This window comes from Bacillus cereus group sp. BceL291 (assembly GCF_051776705.1).
GTDB classification, from domain to species: domain Bacteria; phylum Bacillota; class Bacilli; order Bacillales; family Bacillaceae_G; genus Bacillus_A; species Bacillus_A cereus.
Map to the genome: position 1 here is coordinate 1 of NZ_JBPWAP010000086.1, position 16,277 is coordinate 16,277.

A 16,277-nucleotide genomic window follows, 5' to 3' on the forward strand; every position below is an offset into this window, starting at 1 on the left:
GAGACGAAAACTACAATTTAGGTAGACCGCCGTATGCCATGAAAGTGGCACGTACGGTGCGGATCGGGGGAAAAGTTGGAGATAAACTCAAAGACTTACCTATCGACAATAGAAGACAAAACAAACACTCAAACTGTAGAAGAACTTGGAATGGTTTTTGAATCAGAGAATCCACACGGTGACACACTGTTAGAATCAAATTTTAATCACTTCGAGCGAGTACGTGAACATGAATTAGAAGAATTGGCCCGCATGAAACGTGAACGCACTGTAGGGAAAGGTTTAATTACAGTCGTATCTGAAAAACTATTCCCGACTAAAAACGGAAAGTCTGAGCGTATACAAGTGCTTACAATGCAGATTGGTACTCATACAACAGCATATTGTCCAATTACAGAGGCAGGTATAAACGTTCCTAAAAACCCTCAATGGTTAGTGGGTAGAACAAAGCCTGTTATTATTGAACACTTCCAAAAAACAGAAGAAGGGAACTTTGCCGTTGTATCTATCACGGCAGGGGAGTTAGCACTTCAAAAAAGATTATATGAAGAAGTAACAGCGCAAGAAGGAAATAAGGTATACACAGGAACCGTATCAGGTCATATCCCATCTGCACAAACTGTCTTAGTTGAAATTCATGGCGTAACAGTTGGGGTAAGGTACTCACACTGGTCTTATTCATTCGTTCGTCCGGAGGATATCGTCATTGGTGATGTAGTAGAACTTATCATCGATAAAGTAGTGGAAAAAGATGGCCGTTATGAATTTAGAGGAAATAAAAAGAAACTAGAAACAGATCCAATTGAAAAACTGTTAGAACTAAAGAAACGCCGTGATCGCTTTGTAGGTAAAATAGTAGGGGTAGATGCTATTGCTGGGATCTTCGTAGAGGTTGCACCAGGTATTCAGTTTAAAGGACTTAAGAGCCGTAATCTTGCCAATCCAACTATAGAAGATGCAAAAAATCAAACGATTGTTACATGTGAGCTGCTTAATATCGACGCCAAAAATAGAAAAGGAACAGTGCGTATCCTAAATTATCCGCAGGGACAAAGTAAAAAATCTAATTCGTCAATTTTCCAATTTTAATGGATGACTATGTGTACAATAGAGAAACAATTGTCTACTTATGTCCCTTCTATTCCTCATTTATCAAGTGAGGATGTACAGGGACTTCAAATATATCGAATACATGAACTGGATAAATCGTATGTATTCCATTCTTTTGACGAATTGGTTAAGTTTAAGCAGCGTTTAACAGAAGAACAGTATGCCATACTTGCTTTCATTGGTGTTCATACATCCGTTCGATTTAATCATTTATTATATTTATTCAAGGATAGATATTCACGTAAGAAAATAAATGATGCACTTCAAGGATTACTTTACTATCGTCTAATTGAAAAATGGCAAGTTGAGAATTTTGATATGGAGATCTTTGAAGAAACATATACGTTATCCGATAATGGTTATAAGCTATTAAAATACTGGCAAGGAAATATGTTTTTCTTTGCTCCAGAGCGAATTGATAATCACGGTAAATATGTTCACCTACGTTATTGGCATGATATAGATCTGCTTTGCCATCTACGCTATGCTCCATCCTTTTTAGGGCATATTATGCATCCATCCATTAGTAAAGGGGTTTTTACCCCTCCTTTAAGTTTTTCAGTGCAAGTGGGAGTAAATCAAGAGTTTAATTTTGTTGTCTACTCCACCCTATTAACAGATAAAAAGGATCGCTTGAAAAAGATTATTGCTAGATGGAAAGATTTCGTAGAGTCAGGTAAAGATATTATCATGAGGGGGTTGGGGAATAACCCTACAATTTTAGTTGTTTATGTTTCTACTATTCAGCAAGCACAGCGTATTAATAAAGAACTGTTATTAGATTTAATTCCTGGTAGAGTTTTATTATGTATAGGGGAGACCTTACATGTACAAGGATTACAACATGCATTCTATCAGCCTCTTGCAGAAGGGGAGATTAAGCAATTAAATACAAAGTTATTTACAACAAACTAAGCCATCCTTATAAGCACTTAAGGTTGGCTTTTTTACCTTTATTCAGGGAGATATTAGAAATCTCAGGGTGCATAATTCAAATAATTTTAATGGCATTTATAATCAAAAAGATTTTCTTTAAGTATCTTTTTTGTAGATTTAAAAGGAATGAAATACTCAAAAATAATATGCTAAAGTTAATTATCCTATATCTGCCCCTATACAAATTAAGGATTTTACGAAATAATATTCTTTGACACCTTTATACAAAATAACAATATATACAAATATAACTATTTGTGTGAAGGAATATATTTGAAAGGGGTAAAGCATTGCTACGTATACAACGAGGGTACATGTATGATCCAGATGATAATGAGGTCATTGTGAACGAAATTTTCTACAACGCTGCATCCGAACAAAAGTTAGGAAGCAAAATGAGTGTGTTTGCTGCAGAAAAACTACCTACTTCTATTTTTAAAAATGTTCAAGAAAGTGAAAGTATGTCCTATATGGAAAGTATGGAAGTAGACGAACAAACCATTCCAGAAATACTTTGTTATTTAGACCAGAAGCAAAAGCCAGAAAAACTTTATTTTGAATTGCAGTACATGAAGTAACGCCAAGAACTGAAAATAAGAAGGGAGTTATAAACGTAGAAACAGAGGTATTATTATATGGTACATAAAACCACTACATATAATTTTCCTTCTTATTTTTGTTTGCTTAAAAACAATTGAATATGATATAAAAATAGATTAATATATAACTATATTTATTGTTTAATTGATTCCGTTTATTCCCACACCTTTTTTGTGTTGTGGTTGAGTTGTAGAAGCAAGTTGCGTCTTGTTTCATTTATGAAAGGGCTTCTTTGAGCCGATTAGTGTATATATAGCTTATTTTGCTATGCACATTTTTAATCGACTTGAAGAAGCCCTTTTTGTGTTGTCTTCAAGTTTGGAGTTATTGTATAGCCAGCACTTTAGGCAATTATTTTATTACTTAGGGGGAAACATCATGAAAAAATCACAAAGAAAATTGCAAAATGATGCTCATTTACATGACATTATTGAAGAAATTAAAGAACTAGCTAACCCTTTATGGATCAGTTCTGTATCAATGCTGCAAGCGCACAATAAAAACTTCAATACGAAAGCTACGACATTTAAAGATATTACTATTTCTGATTTAAGGGACTTGAAAGTAAGCTTAAGTCTCATTTACGCAGCAAGGAATATCAGTCATACAAGTATAGAAGTGTTGAATCAGCGCTTATCCATTCAATCGGGAAAGAATATTACTTCCTATGAGGATTGGCTGCTTCATGAAAATAGAGGGATTATTTGTGAAATGATTGATGAATTTCGAAAGAAAGAGAGGATTCACCCAGATTCGAAATACCAATTAATGTAGGGGGATTATTATGACGAATATGGAAAGTTTACAAGCCGAATTTCCATTTGAACAATTAGGTTGGAAGATTACACATACATTCGAAAGCAACGGGCGTTTTTTCGCGTATGTAGCTCCATTTGTTGACGCACGCGCCATTCAGGACCGATTTGATGAAGTCTTTGGTATTGATAAATGGCAAGTGTCTTATGAAAAATGGGGTGAGAAAGCAACGAAATGTACCATTTCAGTGTTTTTGAATGAACGTTGGATATCAAAAGAGGATGGCAGTGAAGAATCTGATTACAATGCTGTAAAAGGTGGATTTTCCAATAGCTTAAAAAGGGCAGCAGTCCTTTGGGGCGTGGGAAGATATTTATATAATATAAAACCACATAAAGTAGAGCTTACTACACATAGTAAGGGTAAAAATGATATCTATGTTTCTTATCAAAAGAAAGGGTATTATTTCACACCACCTACCATGTTACAGCAAAAGAATAAACAAGGTTGTTCACAGAAAGAACCATCAAATGCCCAACCAAGTCTAGGGTTATTAATTCGAGACATGCAACAGCTAGTTAAACCGTTAGGAATTACATCTAGGGATGTTTTGCTTGCCTATAATCACAATCATAATGCACAGGCTAGAACATTCGAAGATACAACGACTGGTGGATTAGAGGATATTATAACTCGTTTGCAGTGGATTCATGAGGCCATAAATATTAGCCATGGGAATGAAAAACAGCTTAGCCGCTGGTTATCTACCTATATATCCGGCGATATTACGTCCTTTAGAGAGTGGTTACTTCATGATCATACAGAAGCCATTCACCAACTCATAGAACAGTTAAAAAAACAACAAAGCGCGTAAAGCTTTGTTTTATAGCAGGAAGACGAATGAACAGGATATGAGGTCTGTTCTTTTTTTATTACTTTTTTGGAGGGATTTACTATGAATTTTAAAATTAACCGTACTTTATTTATTGAAAAATTAGAGAAAGCTAGCGCTACTGTAGACATTAAAAGCCCAATGCCAGCATTACAAGGTGTTTTATTAGAGTGTAATTCAAAAGGAATGATTCTAATGGGTTCAGACGGTACAGAGACGGTAACATTAGTGACACGCTTTAACGTAAACAGTGGGGATTGTACTGAACCGGGGAAGGTGCTTTTTGCGGCCGCTCCGGTTCTTAAAACGATTAAGAAATTCAAAAGTGAATTCATCGGTTTAGAGCATACAAACAATGAGCTGAAAATCGTAGAAAATACGAAGAAACAATTTAGCTTTTGTACCATGGATCATGAAGAATATCCTGAAATTAAAATCGAATCAGGAGAAGACTGGATAACGATGACACAAGAGCAATTTGCAAAAATTGCTAGTAGAACCTTACATGCTATTGCAGTATCAGATACACGAAAGATTTTAACGGGTTTAAATTTAAAATCCATGGAAGGTGAGCTATCATGTACTGCTACTGATTCGTATCGTTTAGCGAGGTTACGTTTTGAACGTACGCATATTCCTGCTGCTAAAGATGGTGAAGTCATCTTACCAAGTAAATCCCTTAAAACGGCGTTAAAACTATTTAATAGAGAATCTAAATTAGAAATGAAATTGATTAGTGACACGCAACTTCTTATAAGAGGGGAGAGCATTATCTATCAATCTCGATTATTAGCCGGAATATATCCTGATACATCAAGGATGATACCCGATTACTCAGATATCTATGTAACTGTAGAACGTAGCGAGTTACAAAATACATTAGAACAGCTGTCGGCATTCTCGACATTAGTAATGTTTACTTCAGAAGGAACAAAATCTTTAAGAATTGAACCAAAAAACTCACAAGTAGGAACTGCGAGTGTGGAAATTCCATGCGATCAAGAAGAGACATTTACGTTTGCTTGTAATGTGGAATATCTGCTACAAGCACTACAGACAATACCGTCTGAAGCAATCACGATAAAAATAATTAATAACCAGAGACCTATTGTGATAGTGGGAGCAGATGACAAAACTAACTCTAATCTGCAGTTAATTCTACCGGTTCGTGTGTAAGGGGGCATCCAAATGAGTATGAATCACAGTGACTTCTTTGACTTATTACAGTCAAAAGAAGTCCTTCTTAATAATCAAGAACTTCGTCAATCCTTTGAATCGATTATAAATGGATTTATTGCGAATGAAATGCCTGATTTAGAAAACATACCATTAGAACATATAGATGAATTTGAAAAGCAATTTGAGCAGCTACGACATTATGTCACGTTTTATAGTGGTAATTCATTTCGTATAAATGGTCCAGATTGTGAATTAAAAGAAATGCTACATTTACATCTTTTCACTGAACAACTAGAAGATGTAGAAAAGCAGGGGCTAGAAGATGAAATATTTATTTAATCAAGGAAATGAGATGAAAGTATACATTCGGATACTACGCATACAAAAATTAATTCGCAAATATAACATCCCATTCTTAATCAATATCAATGATTTTCACAGGGACAAGTTGCATATCACAAGTGAACTATTATTCGAATCGCTTGCGCGTTTTAATGAGCAAACACGTATATTTTGTCACTTTGCCTTTGGAACTGAAGAAGACCTGTTAGATGGGACGTTATTTAGCTCAGAAGACATGTATTCGAATTTCGCTTCGGATATTAGTTCTATGGCTGCGGAAGGATGTTACTTCGATACAGCTGGTTACTATTTATGTATAGGCTCGGAACATATAACACAATCTGATTTTCAATTCGTGTTACATGAATTTTCTTTTAACACCTATCAAAGTGAAGCGTATCCCAGCCATATTTTGATTGAATTTCTAGAGGATGGTTATGAACAGTACTCATTTGATGAATGGGTACTTTCTTATTATGAAATTATAATCCGTCTTGCGGCAATGATTCGAGAAAAGACGAAGGGGAACCAGGTATGAAATTATTATTTACATACAATCACCAGAAAGTAAGAAAGTATCTACTTTCGTTAAAAATACAAAAGGATGCTCACTTACTGCATGACTTACTTGCAGATAAGAAACATGAAGAAGAAATCTACATATTAGATTGTTTAGAGCACTCAAGAGAAATAGACTTCAGCAAGATTTCAGAACAATCCATTCAACAAGTAATGGCTGCCGTTTCTTATTTAGAGGAAGACTCCAATTTCCCAATTGATTTAATTGATTCGAAAACTTTACTTGAAATAATTATGCTTGCGGAAAACTCTTTAGATACTGATCTTTCCTGCTTCTATACATCGCAATTGTATCTTATGGAGTTATTTATGCGTATGTATAGATTAGGAATTCCCGTATCAGCTTATTTCCCGACGTATTTAGAACAAGATAATTTCGAAGAATACGATTGTGAGGATTCATTTAAAAGCTGGGGTGATGACTTAATTCAAGATATGAAATTACATCACGAAGAGGTAGATAGCGACGATAAAGATACTCTAATCAAATATTCGAATCTATTTCATATATCCATGGATGAATTAAACAACATTGTTGATAATGCATGGAGTCCAATTGGTGAGATATTTTCCAATATAAATATAAAGGATCAAAGTTTCTTTCGTTCAATCCAAAATCAGTTTGATATACGTATGCTTTACCAAGCTGAAGAGGAAAAAATCTATCTTTTCTATGATGATGACACATACTTTCCAGCAATCAAACGAATTGAAATGTTACTTTGTATCTTTGAAGAGATACAGATGGTTAGTAAGAGGAATGTATAAATTAACAAACCTTTAGAGGTGATATTATAATGCGAAAATTATTTAGTTCTGAAACGCATATATCAGTTCCATACTACTTGCTATGGATGAAGTTAAATAAAACTTATAGCATTGTAAATCTGGAACACATTAAACAAAAATACCAAGAGGAAATATATATATTAGAAAGCCTTTCAAAAGATATAGAGATAGATTTCAGCAAAATCTCTCATGAGGCAATCGGTAAGATCCTAACTTGTGTGGACTTTTTAGATACGAATCAAACATTAAGTTGGAGGGACATAGAATCCACGGATACGATTGTTATCTTCTTACTTTCCATGAACCTATTACATATAAATCTATCTTGCTTTTACCCGTGTCAATTTCATTACTTACATTACTTTAAAAGGATGCATTCGCTTTCGAGTAATGTAACACAGTATTCTCCCGTGTACTTGGATCAAGAGAATATTTATGAATTAGACCATGAAGAAGAATTTGTGGAATTGGGAACGGACATGATCGAAGAGATGGGCTTAGAAGTCTTTCCTATTGAAGAAGAAGAGTATGAAACGCTCTCTACACTATTCGACATACCATTAAATGAAATAAAGAAAGTAGCAGAGGAAACATGGGGTGCTATAGCTGAAACAATAGATGGCATATCACCGAATCATAAAGAAAAAATATCTAAATTACTAGATTGTTATCCGGTGCAGTATTCTTACCAAATTGATGAAGAATCTCTTTATCTCTATTATGGCGAGGAACCTTTATACGGACCATATAAATTTGAGATGTTACTAGATTTATTGGAAACAATCTTTAAGCAGGGGGAAACAACACATGAAGACAGTAGCAATATTTGATGCTTTAGAGCCAAAAGGAATTGTAACCATCCAGCAATTTAACAACGAATTATCGCGTGGAGAAACTGCCGTTACTTTTAAAGATTTTTATTTAGCTTTAAAAGAAGTGATGGAGCAAGGTACACAAGATAATACACATTACTCTAGTGGCGTACTCCCAAAAGGTTGTATAAAACACGAGGTGTTATCTAAGAGTGGTGATAAACAAGCTGTTTGGATTGAAGTACCAAAGGCTCAGTGGGATATTCATTTTTTTGAACGGCCGTTTCAACAAGTAGGCTTTCCACGTCTATTATTTCGTTATACGGTGTATCAAAAACGAGTTACGAATATCTCTGTCTTTGCTGTAAAAGAAGATATGGAGTTAGAAGAAGGAATGAAATTATATCAATTTCCTTACTCTAATGTTCATGCTAGTGGATCTGTATGTACGGGTAGAGTTGTAATACCTGAATTCCGGACTTTAAAAGATCTAGAAACATTTCACGTTCTATTCTTTGCAAGTTCATTCAACCATGACCTTACATATACTCATACGGAACCAGTAGGAGAGTTATTTAAACGATTTGAAAACCAAAGGTTTGATGATTCTATTCTAATAGAATCGGAAATTACTTTTTAATAAATAGCAGGATTATATATAAGCAAACATACTAGGAGGATTTTTAATATGAATAACTTATTCGATTTTTTTGATATGGAAAAACAAATAGAGGAAACAACAGTACCAGTGAAAAAAGCTGCTTCAGAGCAAGCCACTGCTAAAAAAGTAGAGAAAAAGGAAAAAGCAAAAGATAAGACAAAGAATAGTAAGAAAGCTAAGGCTGCAAAAGCTACAGATTGTCTAGATAAAATCAATACAACAACGGTTGTTCGTCACGTGGTATTTGGAGATATATCGTTAGTAGATTGGTTTACAGAGGAAGAAATTACACATGGAATCGCTGTTCAAAATGGAGATTCTACAGATGTAAGGAAAATAGAAGCAGAGGACATTCGCGTAAAATTAGAGCAACGTTATCCCTCATTTGTTAAAGGCTTAACTGTCATTAAATTTGATGAGGATACAAATGCACTACTTCCGATTTTAACTGTCGGCGCAAAAGGAGCAAGTACTGTAGAGGGACAATCCATTTCAGATTGTCCTTTTTCTTTTTTAAGTACTTGGCGTGATCACTTTTTACCTGGGGATTTCATTCCGAGGACCCTATTAATGGACTTTATTATTATTGCACAGGCCATTTCTCGTAAATGTGATTGCGAATTGCATGCTGATATCTATTTCAATAAAGAGCGTGGTTATTTTATGGACTTTCCACGACAGCAGGTAGCAACTAAAATTGTAATCCCAGAAACGAATATAGAGATGCAGTCTATCGCTATGAAGGTTATGGAGATACACAGTCATCATTGTTTCTCTGCTGAACCAAGTGATTTAGATGATCAAAGTGAACGGGCTCCTATTCTTTATGCAATTATCGGCAGAATAGAAGCTGTTTTCCCTGAACTGCGTGTACGCACTTGTCTAGATGGGGAATTTTATTCTATTAACCCTAACTTTATATTTGCAGGAGAATATGCAGCGAAAGGGATAAGCCAAAATTACGATTTAAGTAGGATTACACTTTTAAAATAAATATACAAGGGGGCGTAAAAGAGACATATTTTAATGTCTCTTTCTTTATTATGACAACATTAAAAACAATTCACATTTCAATGTTTACAAAGATAAAAAATTACATGTTAGTTCTTAAACAAAATGAACGTGTTTTAGAGGAACCAATTCATGATTATAAACTATTTCAATTTATGTGCCAGTTAGAGATGAATAACATACATAAAGTATTAGAAGGACACGGAAAAGATACCCATATTGATATAAACATGCATCAAGAATATATAGATACGCTTGTTGTGCAGTTGAATTTACTTCAATATGTTTTAGACATTGTACAAGAGGAAGGAGTCGTCCATGCTGCATCGATACTATTGAAGCATTCATTTGACTTGTATACCGTGCATCGGATTACAAATTTATCGATTCCATTTCTACGAAATTTAGAGAATACACTATCAAAAGAAAAATAGGGGGCTATAAAAATGAGTATTGTTATTGATATTGCAGAAGGAAAGAAGATTGTACCGCATATTGTATTAGTAGGTGCTGGAGGAAATGGTGGATTAATTTTACAGCATATTGCTCAAATGATGAGTATTTTCCAATTAAACGGTGAAATAGTAGTTGCCGATCCAGATATCATAGAAACTAAAAACCTTGGAAATCAACTCTTTATTCGACCTGATGTTGGTAAATACAAAGCAGAGGTACTGGCTCTTCGATATAAAGCGGGCTATAACGTTCCTATCTCTTCCTATACGTCACAATACATAGAAGACATAGAAACAATGCAACAGTTGTTTGGCAATAAATATGATTTATTAAAGAAACAACATAAAGACGACTACTTGTATCTGCCAATTGTGATTGGAGCAGTAGATAATATGTTTTCTCGTGAAGTCTTCCATCAATTCTTCCATCAATCGGATAATCTTATTTACATCGATGTAGGGAATACAGCTGTAACAGTTCCTAATAATTGGAGAGAAGTAGATAAAAGGCATTGGACACCTCAACAAATGGCCGATTATAAAAGCAGTGGTTATAACGGTCAAGCAGTATGTGGGATTAAACTGAATGGTGAGGTCATTCTTTCTCCGATTGGCGACTTATTTCCAGATGCTTTTACAAAAAAAGAGACAGCACCAAGTCAATTAAGTTGTTCCGAATTAGCTGCTTCAGAACCACAGCGTGTTATTACAAATAAGTTCGCTGCCATGACTGTTGCACAATTCATTAACGAACTCTTTGATGAAGGTACCGTATCAAATCACTATATCATTTTTCAAGCTCAAAAGGCGTTTATGAAAGCTGCACCAATTGGTGAGTAATGATATAGGAGGGGACAAAGTGAGAGTGTATCAATTAGATTCCACTCAATTACAATGTACATTAACACCAACAAACATGTGTGATGGTGTTCTACAATACTACCAATATAAACAGTATACCGTTGTATCTGTACTGGATTTATCAAAGCATGATTCCGAAATGATACCATTGCTTCTGGCTTGTCTAGCAGAGGCTCTGATTCATTTCTATCCGGATTCTTTTTTAGCTAAGGATAAATCTGATCTCTTATATTGGTGTAGAAAGAACTTCAAAGGATTTCATAGTATTTCTGATGATGGATTCTTGCGAGACTTCAAGCAGGTATACGAATGTTATCAAGCATTGCAAAACGTTGGAAAACAAGAAAACAATAAAAAAAAATATATATAATAGCAGGGAGAAGAGAAACGCATGTATAATATACTTAAACGTCAATTTAATTACATTATCCGAGGGGTGATTCGGATTAACGAAGAGGTACAAAGGGAATTGGACCTATTGGTGCAAAAGATTCGTGAAACTGTATCTTCTGTCCAAAAAATCATCCTTTTTGGCTCTCATGCATATGGCACACCAAATGAAGACAGTGATTTTGATCTCTGTATTGTTGTGGAAGGTGTAGGAGAAAGAAAAAGGGAAGTCATTAATCGTATCAATTGGGGGATTTACGATGTAATGGAAACGCCAGTTGATATTTTAGTGTATGGGCCAGAAGAGTTTCAAGAACGTGCTAGCCGTACTGTAACTATGGAACATAAGATTGCACTAGAAGGGACGGTCCTATATGAGAAATATTGAGGATCTAAAAGAGTGGGTATTCATAGCAAAATCCGATTTAGATTCTGCTATTTACTTATCTGATATGAAACCTTTCCCCACTGCAATTATTTGTTATCATAGTCAACAATGTGTGGAGAAACTCCTAAAAGGATTTCTTGCACTAAACGGTAGACCAGTCCCTAAAACTCATAACCTTTTAATGCTGCATAAATTTTGTTGTAGATTAGATGAGGAGTTCTCATTGATTTTAGAACAATGCGTGCAGCTGAATGGTTATGCTACAGACATTCGTTATCCTTATTTTGAAGCCCTTACTGTGCAAGATGGGTTAATAGCTATACAACATGCTCAAAAAGTAATTCGTTTTTATAAAGAGACCTTAAACAAGCTAAATATAAATGAAATCGTAATCGATTAAATATAGAGGAAATACATAAAAGAGAGTGCCTTTAAGGGACTCTCTTTTTCTATCTCAAAAAAAGGAGGAATGCCCCATACATAAAAAATAGAATCTTATTTTTCTATGGGGATAAAAATAAAATGATGGATATATATAAAGAAATTAAAGAGGAAATGAAAAAAGTCTATTTATCTCGCGATTGTTGTTTTGTAGGTTACAGCGGGGGAAAAGATAGTTCTGCTATGTTGACATTGCTATGGGATGCGATTTCCGAGCTGTCGCTAGAAGATCGTACAAAACCTATTCATGTATTAACTTCCGAGGTTGGGGTAGAAACACCTGTTATGACTGCTTATATCTCACGTACATTAAAGAAAATCCAAAAGAGTGCGGATAAGCAAAACCTTCCGTTTATAGTACACAGTGTGAGACCATTAATGAAAGATTCATATTGGTATAAACTACTAGGTAGAGGTGTTCTTCCACCAACAGGAAATAGTAGACTACGATGGTGTACTGATTCCCTTAAAGTTAAACCCATGCAACGTAAGATGAAGGAAATACTAATAGATTCCCAAACTAAAAAAGTAGTAGACTGCTTTGAAGAGTATGATGGAGTCCTTGCGTTGGCCGTTCGTAACGAAGAAAGCGCACGTAGAAGACATAGTATTCAAAAATATGCAGTAAGTAATGAATCTTTATTTTCACGTCACAATGACATGAAAAATATACTCTGCTTTAATCCAGTCAAATTCTTAACCGGTGATGAAGTATGGATGTTGCTTTTAGATAGAGGGATACTGCCTTTTGGTGTGGACGTTGAAGAAATGAGTATACAATACGGACAAGCTATGTTTGAATGCGGCATAAAAACAGGCGGAAAACAACAAGGAAATGCTTGTGGAGCTGCAAATTCGCGTAGTGGCTGTTGGACTTGCCTTATGATGAATGGTGAGGATAAAATGCTAACCCAACTAATAAGCGAAGGATATACAGATTATGCTTATCTACAATCATGGAAAAGCTTCTTACGCTCCATTAGAAACGATATTCGTTATCGGAATGTAATGAATAGGCGAAGTCTGCAAACACTCCTTAAAAACGAAAATAAAGGGGATTCGGACTTGTTTTCAATTCAAAATCATGCTGAATATGATTATATTATGTTTGATCGCACAGAAAAAGGAGACTATGCACCAGGAGGGCTTACGGTAGAAGGTAGAAGAATGCTTTTAGAGTATCTACTTTTTACACAACAAAAGATGAATACAAATCTTATTTCTGAAGAAGAAATTGAGGCAGTGCTGCAAGCCTGGTATGAAACGGATGGAATTAGAGTATACCGAGATGAATTGGAACCTATACACCACGCATATCTAGGTGAATTGGTGTTCAAACCCGATTGTACAATAAATGAGGAAAAAACAACGTCTCCATTTCCCGTATTTTTTGTAGAAATAGATATTCATCTAGGGAAGCAGGAACTATTTCGTTGGATTAAAGAGCGGCAAAGAATTACACAACAAAGCTTTTTCTTCTTTCCTTCAAATTATTCAAATGAAGTTGCAAAGTTAACATGGAACAAGCTAACCTTTGTTGTATCTAGAGTAGATGTAACAGAAGCAAGAGACGCTGAACGAATTGTTCGTCATTGGTTAGGAATGGATATGTACCATGGAAAGAAGAACGAACAACATAAACAAATGCTAATTCAGCTATTAATTCAATCCATGAAGAATGAACAATTGTTTAAAGAAGATGAAAAAGCTAGTACGAAGCTTTTGTATGCTGCAGAGTTTACAAATAGACTGTCTAGATTAATAGAAACAGAGGAAATACTATCCGAAGAGACAAACCATCTCTTTGCAAAAGTACTTAAGGAATTAGGAAACGAGGCATTTCTAATAGATTAATAAATATTAGAAAAATAAATTAATAAAAGACGTGTTCTATAAATAGAATACGTCTTTTTATTTTAGTGTGATTAATACATTCAAGGTAAGCTCATTTTTGATATATTATGTGTTATGTATTGTATTAGGAATCTTTTTCTTGATTCTCATTTTCAATATTTTTTAATGCTACATGTTTGGATTTATTTTTGAAATCTAAATAACTAATATAAGAGAGTAGTTCCTCTTCGAATAATAGAATATCTTCGCATTTTCCGTACAATTTATGAGCCAACTGTGTAACAACTGCTTTTTCATGTTCCACGTTATCTAAAACCTGATGATTAAACAAGTAATCTGTACTAACCAAAAAATAGATTGCAATTTTTTTTACCATATCAAAGTTTGGCTCTTTATTTCCTAACTCCCAGGAAGATATTGCACTTCCTGTTACCCCTAACTCGATACCTAATTTGTGTAGACTAATTCCTTTTAATGTTCTTAAATTCCTAAGGTTCTGCCCAAAAATATTTCCTTTCAATCAAATCAACCTTTCAAATTTTTAATTGACAATTAGTATAGAGTTGAAATAAAGTTACTATATTTTAAAAAAAGTATTCATCAAACTTTATTCTAAGTCTACTTACAGGTCACTGTAAATATTGATAATATCTTTTTAAAGATATTTTAGTTTTGAACCCCATCCTACTTACCAAATCTTTTTCAGTTACTCCTTGCTTAATAAGACGGAGAATAAAAGTGTTCCTCATCTGCTGCGCAGAAATACGCCTTTTTAGTCCCGCTCGTTTCACTTCAAGTCGTATCATCTTTTGTATAGCAACTTCAGACAAAGCTTTTGGCATATCCTTTTCGTATACCCAACGATACGTACCTCGATTAAAATCAAATGCCACAAATAGAGGATTATCTGTGTGTTGTCTAGGTCTTACTGGTTCCGGAATAGTCTTGTAATATTTATAAAGCTGCTGCGTATCTTCCATAGTTAAAAAGACAGACCTAGTTGCTCCATTCTCCCCAGGTACCATTAAGATATTTCTAGCAAACTTTATATGGCTCATATTAAGCGATACAAGCTCATGCAAGGACAACCCATAGTTTACTACTAAATTTATAATACAAACGTTTCTATCCATAATAAGAGGGCGATATTTAGCTTGTCTTTCCGTTAAGCCCTTCGTTGATAGAACAGTTTGTTTTAAAAGCTTTTCTTCCATTTCAGTAATAAAATCATTATCATTTAGTGATTGATCCGGAATTAAAGAGAAATTAATACCATCCAATGGACTAACTATACCTAAAAACATGTGTACCTTCTTCAAAACCACCCATATTCTGTGTCTTGTTTTCTGAGAATATTTACGCTTGTCTTCTAACTCAGAGAAATACGTCTGATAGTCCGCTTCAGAAAGTTCACGCCATGATTTGATATGTAGAAGTTTCTCATTTTCTCTTAGCCACTTATAAAAATCTTTAATATCGTAAGCATAACGTTTAATCGTGGATTGTTTTCGTCCTTTTTCTGTTAAATAAGCAGAAAAGGCTGCTAATGTTTCTTCTAAATTAATGTTTTTGCTCATTATAATCACCTAATTTCTTAGGAATTATTATAACAGAAAATAAGTGAAAGACCTGCTACCGCCCTTTGCTACGCACGGTTGCTGCCATCTCCAAAACGCAAACGGACAAACAACCCTTTGCGTTTTGGAGATGTTGATTATTATCTATAAAGTAAAATAAACAGGGTTATCATAATACTCCAAAAAGGAACTACAAAAACTAATCCCCAAAATATTCCTTTGAAAAATCTAATCTCGTTATAGGTATCTATATCTAAGTAAGTCGTATCTTTAAGTACAGTCATGTTTAATCCTCCAAATATGAATTGTTTACTAAAATGAAAAAAGGACAAACCTCGCCCTGGTAGGGATACGTAGGTTTGTCCTTTAGTATGTGGGTAATGATATGTTTATTTTCCATTATTATAACGTAATTTACAAATATTTTCAATTTGGTCAGACATCTTATTAACAATCATACTAGCTGTATTAAAAATCTATTATAAATATATATCTTATATATTAAAAAGAAATAAAGATAAAACTATTATAGGTATCAAAAATAGGGGAAAGATCTACTCCCACAAGGGAAAATTTGATGTTAGAACGTAAAAAATCATAAATAGTAGAAAATGTATACGGAAATTCAATGATTATTAGACTAT

At 34.3% G+C, this 16,277-nt stretch carries 21 protein-coding genes; 18 read left to right on the forward strand and 3 right to left on the reverse strand.

Annotation, left to right across the window (positions count from 1 at the left end; all coding sequences use genetic code 11):
- The first annotated feature begins 150 nt into the window (after nucleotides 1-150).
- The 18 genes from ACS2CR_RS29455 (at nucleotide 151) to ACS2CR_RS29540 (ending at nucleotide 14,056) form a co-directional block, all read left to right on the forward strand.
- On the forward strand, nucleotides 151-1,089 hold the full coding sequence (locus ACS2CR_RS29455; protein ID WP_309567793.1) for an RNA-binding protein: 939 nt from the start codon (nucleotides 151-153) through the stop codon (nucleotides 1,087-1,089).
- 9 nt (nucleotides 1,090-1,098) lie between these two features.
- Complete coding sequence (locus ACS2CR_RS29460; protein WP_000337390.1) at nucleotides 1,099-2,025, forward strand: hypothetical protein; 927 nt, start codon at nucleotides 1,099-1,101, stop codon at nucleotides 2,023-2,025.
- Nucleotides 2,026-2,360: 335 nt separating this feature from the next.
- On the forward strand, nucleotides 2,361-2,624 hold the full coding sequence (locus ACS2CR_RS29465) for a hypothetical protein (RefSeq protein WP_015406617.1): 264 nt from the start codon (nucleotides 2,361-2,363) through the stop codon (nucleotides 2,622-2,624).
- 400 nt (nucleotides 2,625-3,024) lie between these two features.
- Entirely contained in the window at nucleotides 3,025-3,420 is a 396-nt protein-coding gene (locus tag ACS2CR_RS29470) for a hypothetical protein (protein WP_000749569.1), read from the forward strand.
- A 10-nt stretch (nucleotides 3,421-3,430) separates the two neighbouring features.
- Nucleotides 3,431-4,276 (forward strand): Rad52/Rad22 family DNA repair protein, encoded by an 846-nt coding sequence (locus ACS2CR_RS29475; protein WP_000183552.1) that lies wholly within the window; start codon nucleotides 3,431-3,433, stop codon nucleotides 4,274-4,276.
- Between the two features lie 81 nt (nucleotides 4,277-4,357).
- Nucleotides 4,358-5,470, forward strand: a complete 1,113-nt coding sequence (dnaN, locus tag ACS2CR_RS29480; RefSeq protein WP_001009592.1) for a DNA polymerase III subunit beta — start codon at nucleotides 4,358-4,360, stop codon at nucleotides 5,468-5,470.
- A gap of 12 nt (nucleotides 5,471-5,482) precedes the next feature.
- Complete coding sequence (locus ACS2CR_RS29485) at nucleotides 5,483-5,812, forward strand: hypothetical protein (protein ID WP_000062341.1); 330 nt, start codon at nucleotides 5,483-5,485, stop codon at nucleotides 5,810-5,812.
- On the forward strand, nucleotides 5,796-6,353 hold the full coding sequence (locus ACS2CR_RS29490; RefSeq protein WP_000876126.1) for a hypothetical protein: 558 nt from the start codon (nucleotides 5,796-5,798) through the stop codon (nucleotides 6,351-6,353). Before ACS2CR_RS29485 ends, ACS2CR_RS29490 begins: the two co-directional genes overlap by 17 nt.
- Nucleotides 6,350-7,162, forward strand: coding sequence for a hypothetical protein (locus tag ACS2CR_RS29495; RefSeq protein WP_000770656.1), 813 nt, complete (start codon nucleotides 6,350-6,352; stop codon nucleotides 7,160-7,162). Before ACS2CR_RS29490 ends, ACS2CR_RS29495 begins: the two co-directional genes overlap by 4 nt.
- Before the next feature lie 29 nt (nucleotides 7,163-7,191).
- Nucleotides 7,192-8,013, forward strand: coding sequence for a hypothetical protein (locus tag ACS2CR_RS29500; RefSeq protein ID WP_001228483.1), 822 nt, complete (start codon nucleotides 7,192-7,194; stop codon nucleotides 8,011-8,013).
- Nucleotides 7,991-8,635, forward strand: a complete 645-nt coding sequence (locus ACS2CR_RS29505; RefSeq protein ID WP_000859310.1) for a hypothetical protein — start codon at nucleotides 7,991-7,993, stop codon at nucleotides 8,633-8,635. Before ACS2CR_RS29500 ends, ACS2CR_RS29505 begins: the two co-directional genes overlap by 23 nt.
- A 48-nt stretch (nucleotides 8,636-8,683) precedes the next feature.
- The gene (locus ACS2CR_RS29510) at nucleotides 8,684-9,649 is read left to right on the forward strand and encodes a hypothetical protein (RefSeq protein ID WP_309567792.1); all 966 of its coding nucleotides are present in this window, start codon (nucleotides 8,684-8,686) and stop codon (nucleotides 9,647-9,649) included.
- 50 nt (nucleotides 9,650-9,699) lie between these two features.
- Entirely contained in the window at nucleotides 9,700-10,101 is a 402-nt protein-coding gene (locus tag ACS2CR_RS29515; RefSeq protein WP_000209412.1) for a hypothetical protein, read from the forward strand.
- 12 nt (nucleotides 10,102-10,113) lie between these two features.
- Nucleotides 10,114-10,962, forward strand: coding sequence for a ThiF family adenylyltransferase (locus ACS2CR_RS29520; protein ID WP_000029267.1), 849 nt, complete (start codon nucleotides 10,114-10,116; stop codon nucleotides 10,960-10,962).
- 19 nt (nucleotides 10,963-10,981) lie between these two features.
- Nucleotides 10,982-11,353 carry a hypothetical protein gene (locus tag ACS2CR_RS29525; RefSeq protein WP_001267121.1) on the forward strand — a complete coding sequence of 124 codons (372 nt, stop codon included), beginning with the start codon at nucleotides 10,982-10,984 and terminating at the stop codon, nucleotides 11,351-11,353.
- Nucleotides 11,354-11,374: 21 nt separating this feature from the next.
- A complete protein-coding gene (locus tag ACS2CR_RS29530) occupies nucleotides 11,375-11,761 on the forward strand; it encodes a nucleotidyltransferase domain-containing protein (protein ID WP_000282361.1) in 387 nt (128 codons plus the stop codon).
- Nucleotides 11,748-12,161, forward strand: a complete 414-nt coding sequence (locus ACS2CR_RS29535; RefSeq protein ID WP_001244154.1) for a HEPN domain-containing protein — start codon at nucleotides 11,748-11,750, stop codon at nucleotides 12,159-12,161. Before ACS2CR_RS29530 ends, ACS2CR_RS29535 begins: the two co-directional genes overlap by 14 nt.
- Nucleotides 12,162-12,283: 122 nt before the next feature.
- Nucleotides 12,284-14,056 (forward strand): phosphoadenosine phosphosulfate reductase family protein, encoded by a 1,773-nt coding sequence (locus tag ACS2CR_RS29540; protein ID WP_000968739.1) that lies wholly within the window; start codon nucleotides 12,284-12,286, stop codon nucleotides 14,054-14,056.
- 124 nt (nucleotides 14,057-14,180) lie between these two features.
- On the opposite strand, the gene ACS2CR_RS29545 is transcribed toward ACS2CR_RS29540, so the two are convergent.
- From ACS2CR_RS29545 to ACS2CR_RS29555, 3 genes are all read right to left on the reverse strand, one after another.
- On the reverse strand, nucleotides 14,181-14,576 hold the full coding sequence (locus ACS2CR_RS29545) for a helix-turn-helix domain-containing protein (RefSeq protein WP_000677976.1): 396 nt from the start codon (nucleotides 14,574-14,576) through the stop codon (nucleotides 14,181-14,183).
- A 109-nt stretch (nucleotides 14,577-14,685) separates the two neighbouring features.
- Nucleotides 14,686-15,633: a tyrosine-type recombinase/integrase gene (locus ACS2CR_RS29550; RefSeq protein WP_000041871.1), complete on the reverse strand. Its 948-nt coding sequence runs from the start codon at nucleotides 15,631-15,633 to the stop codon at nucleotides 14,686-14,688.
- Between the two features lie 140 nt (nucleotides 15,634-15,773).
- Complete coding sequence (locus tag ACS2CR_RS29555; protein WP_000217299.1) at nucleotides 15,774-15,917, reverse strand: hypothetical protein; 144 nt, start codon at nucleotides 15,915-15,917, stop codon at nucleotides 15,774-15,776.
- Nucleotides 15,918-16,277: the final 360 nt, after the last annotated feature.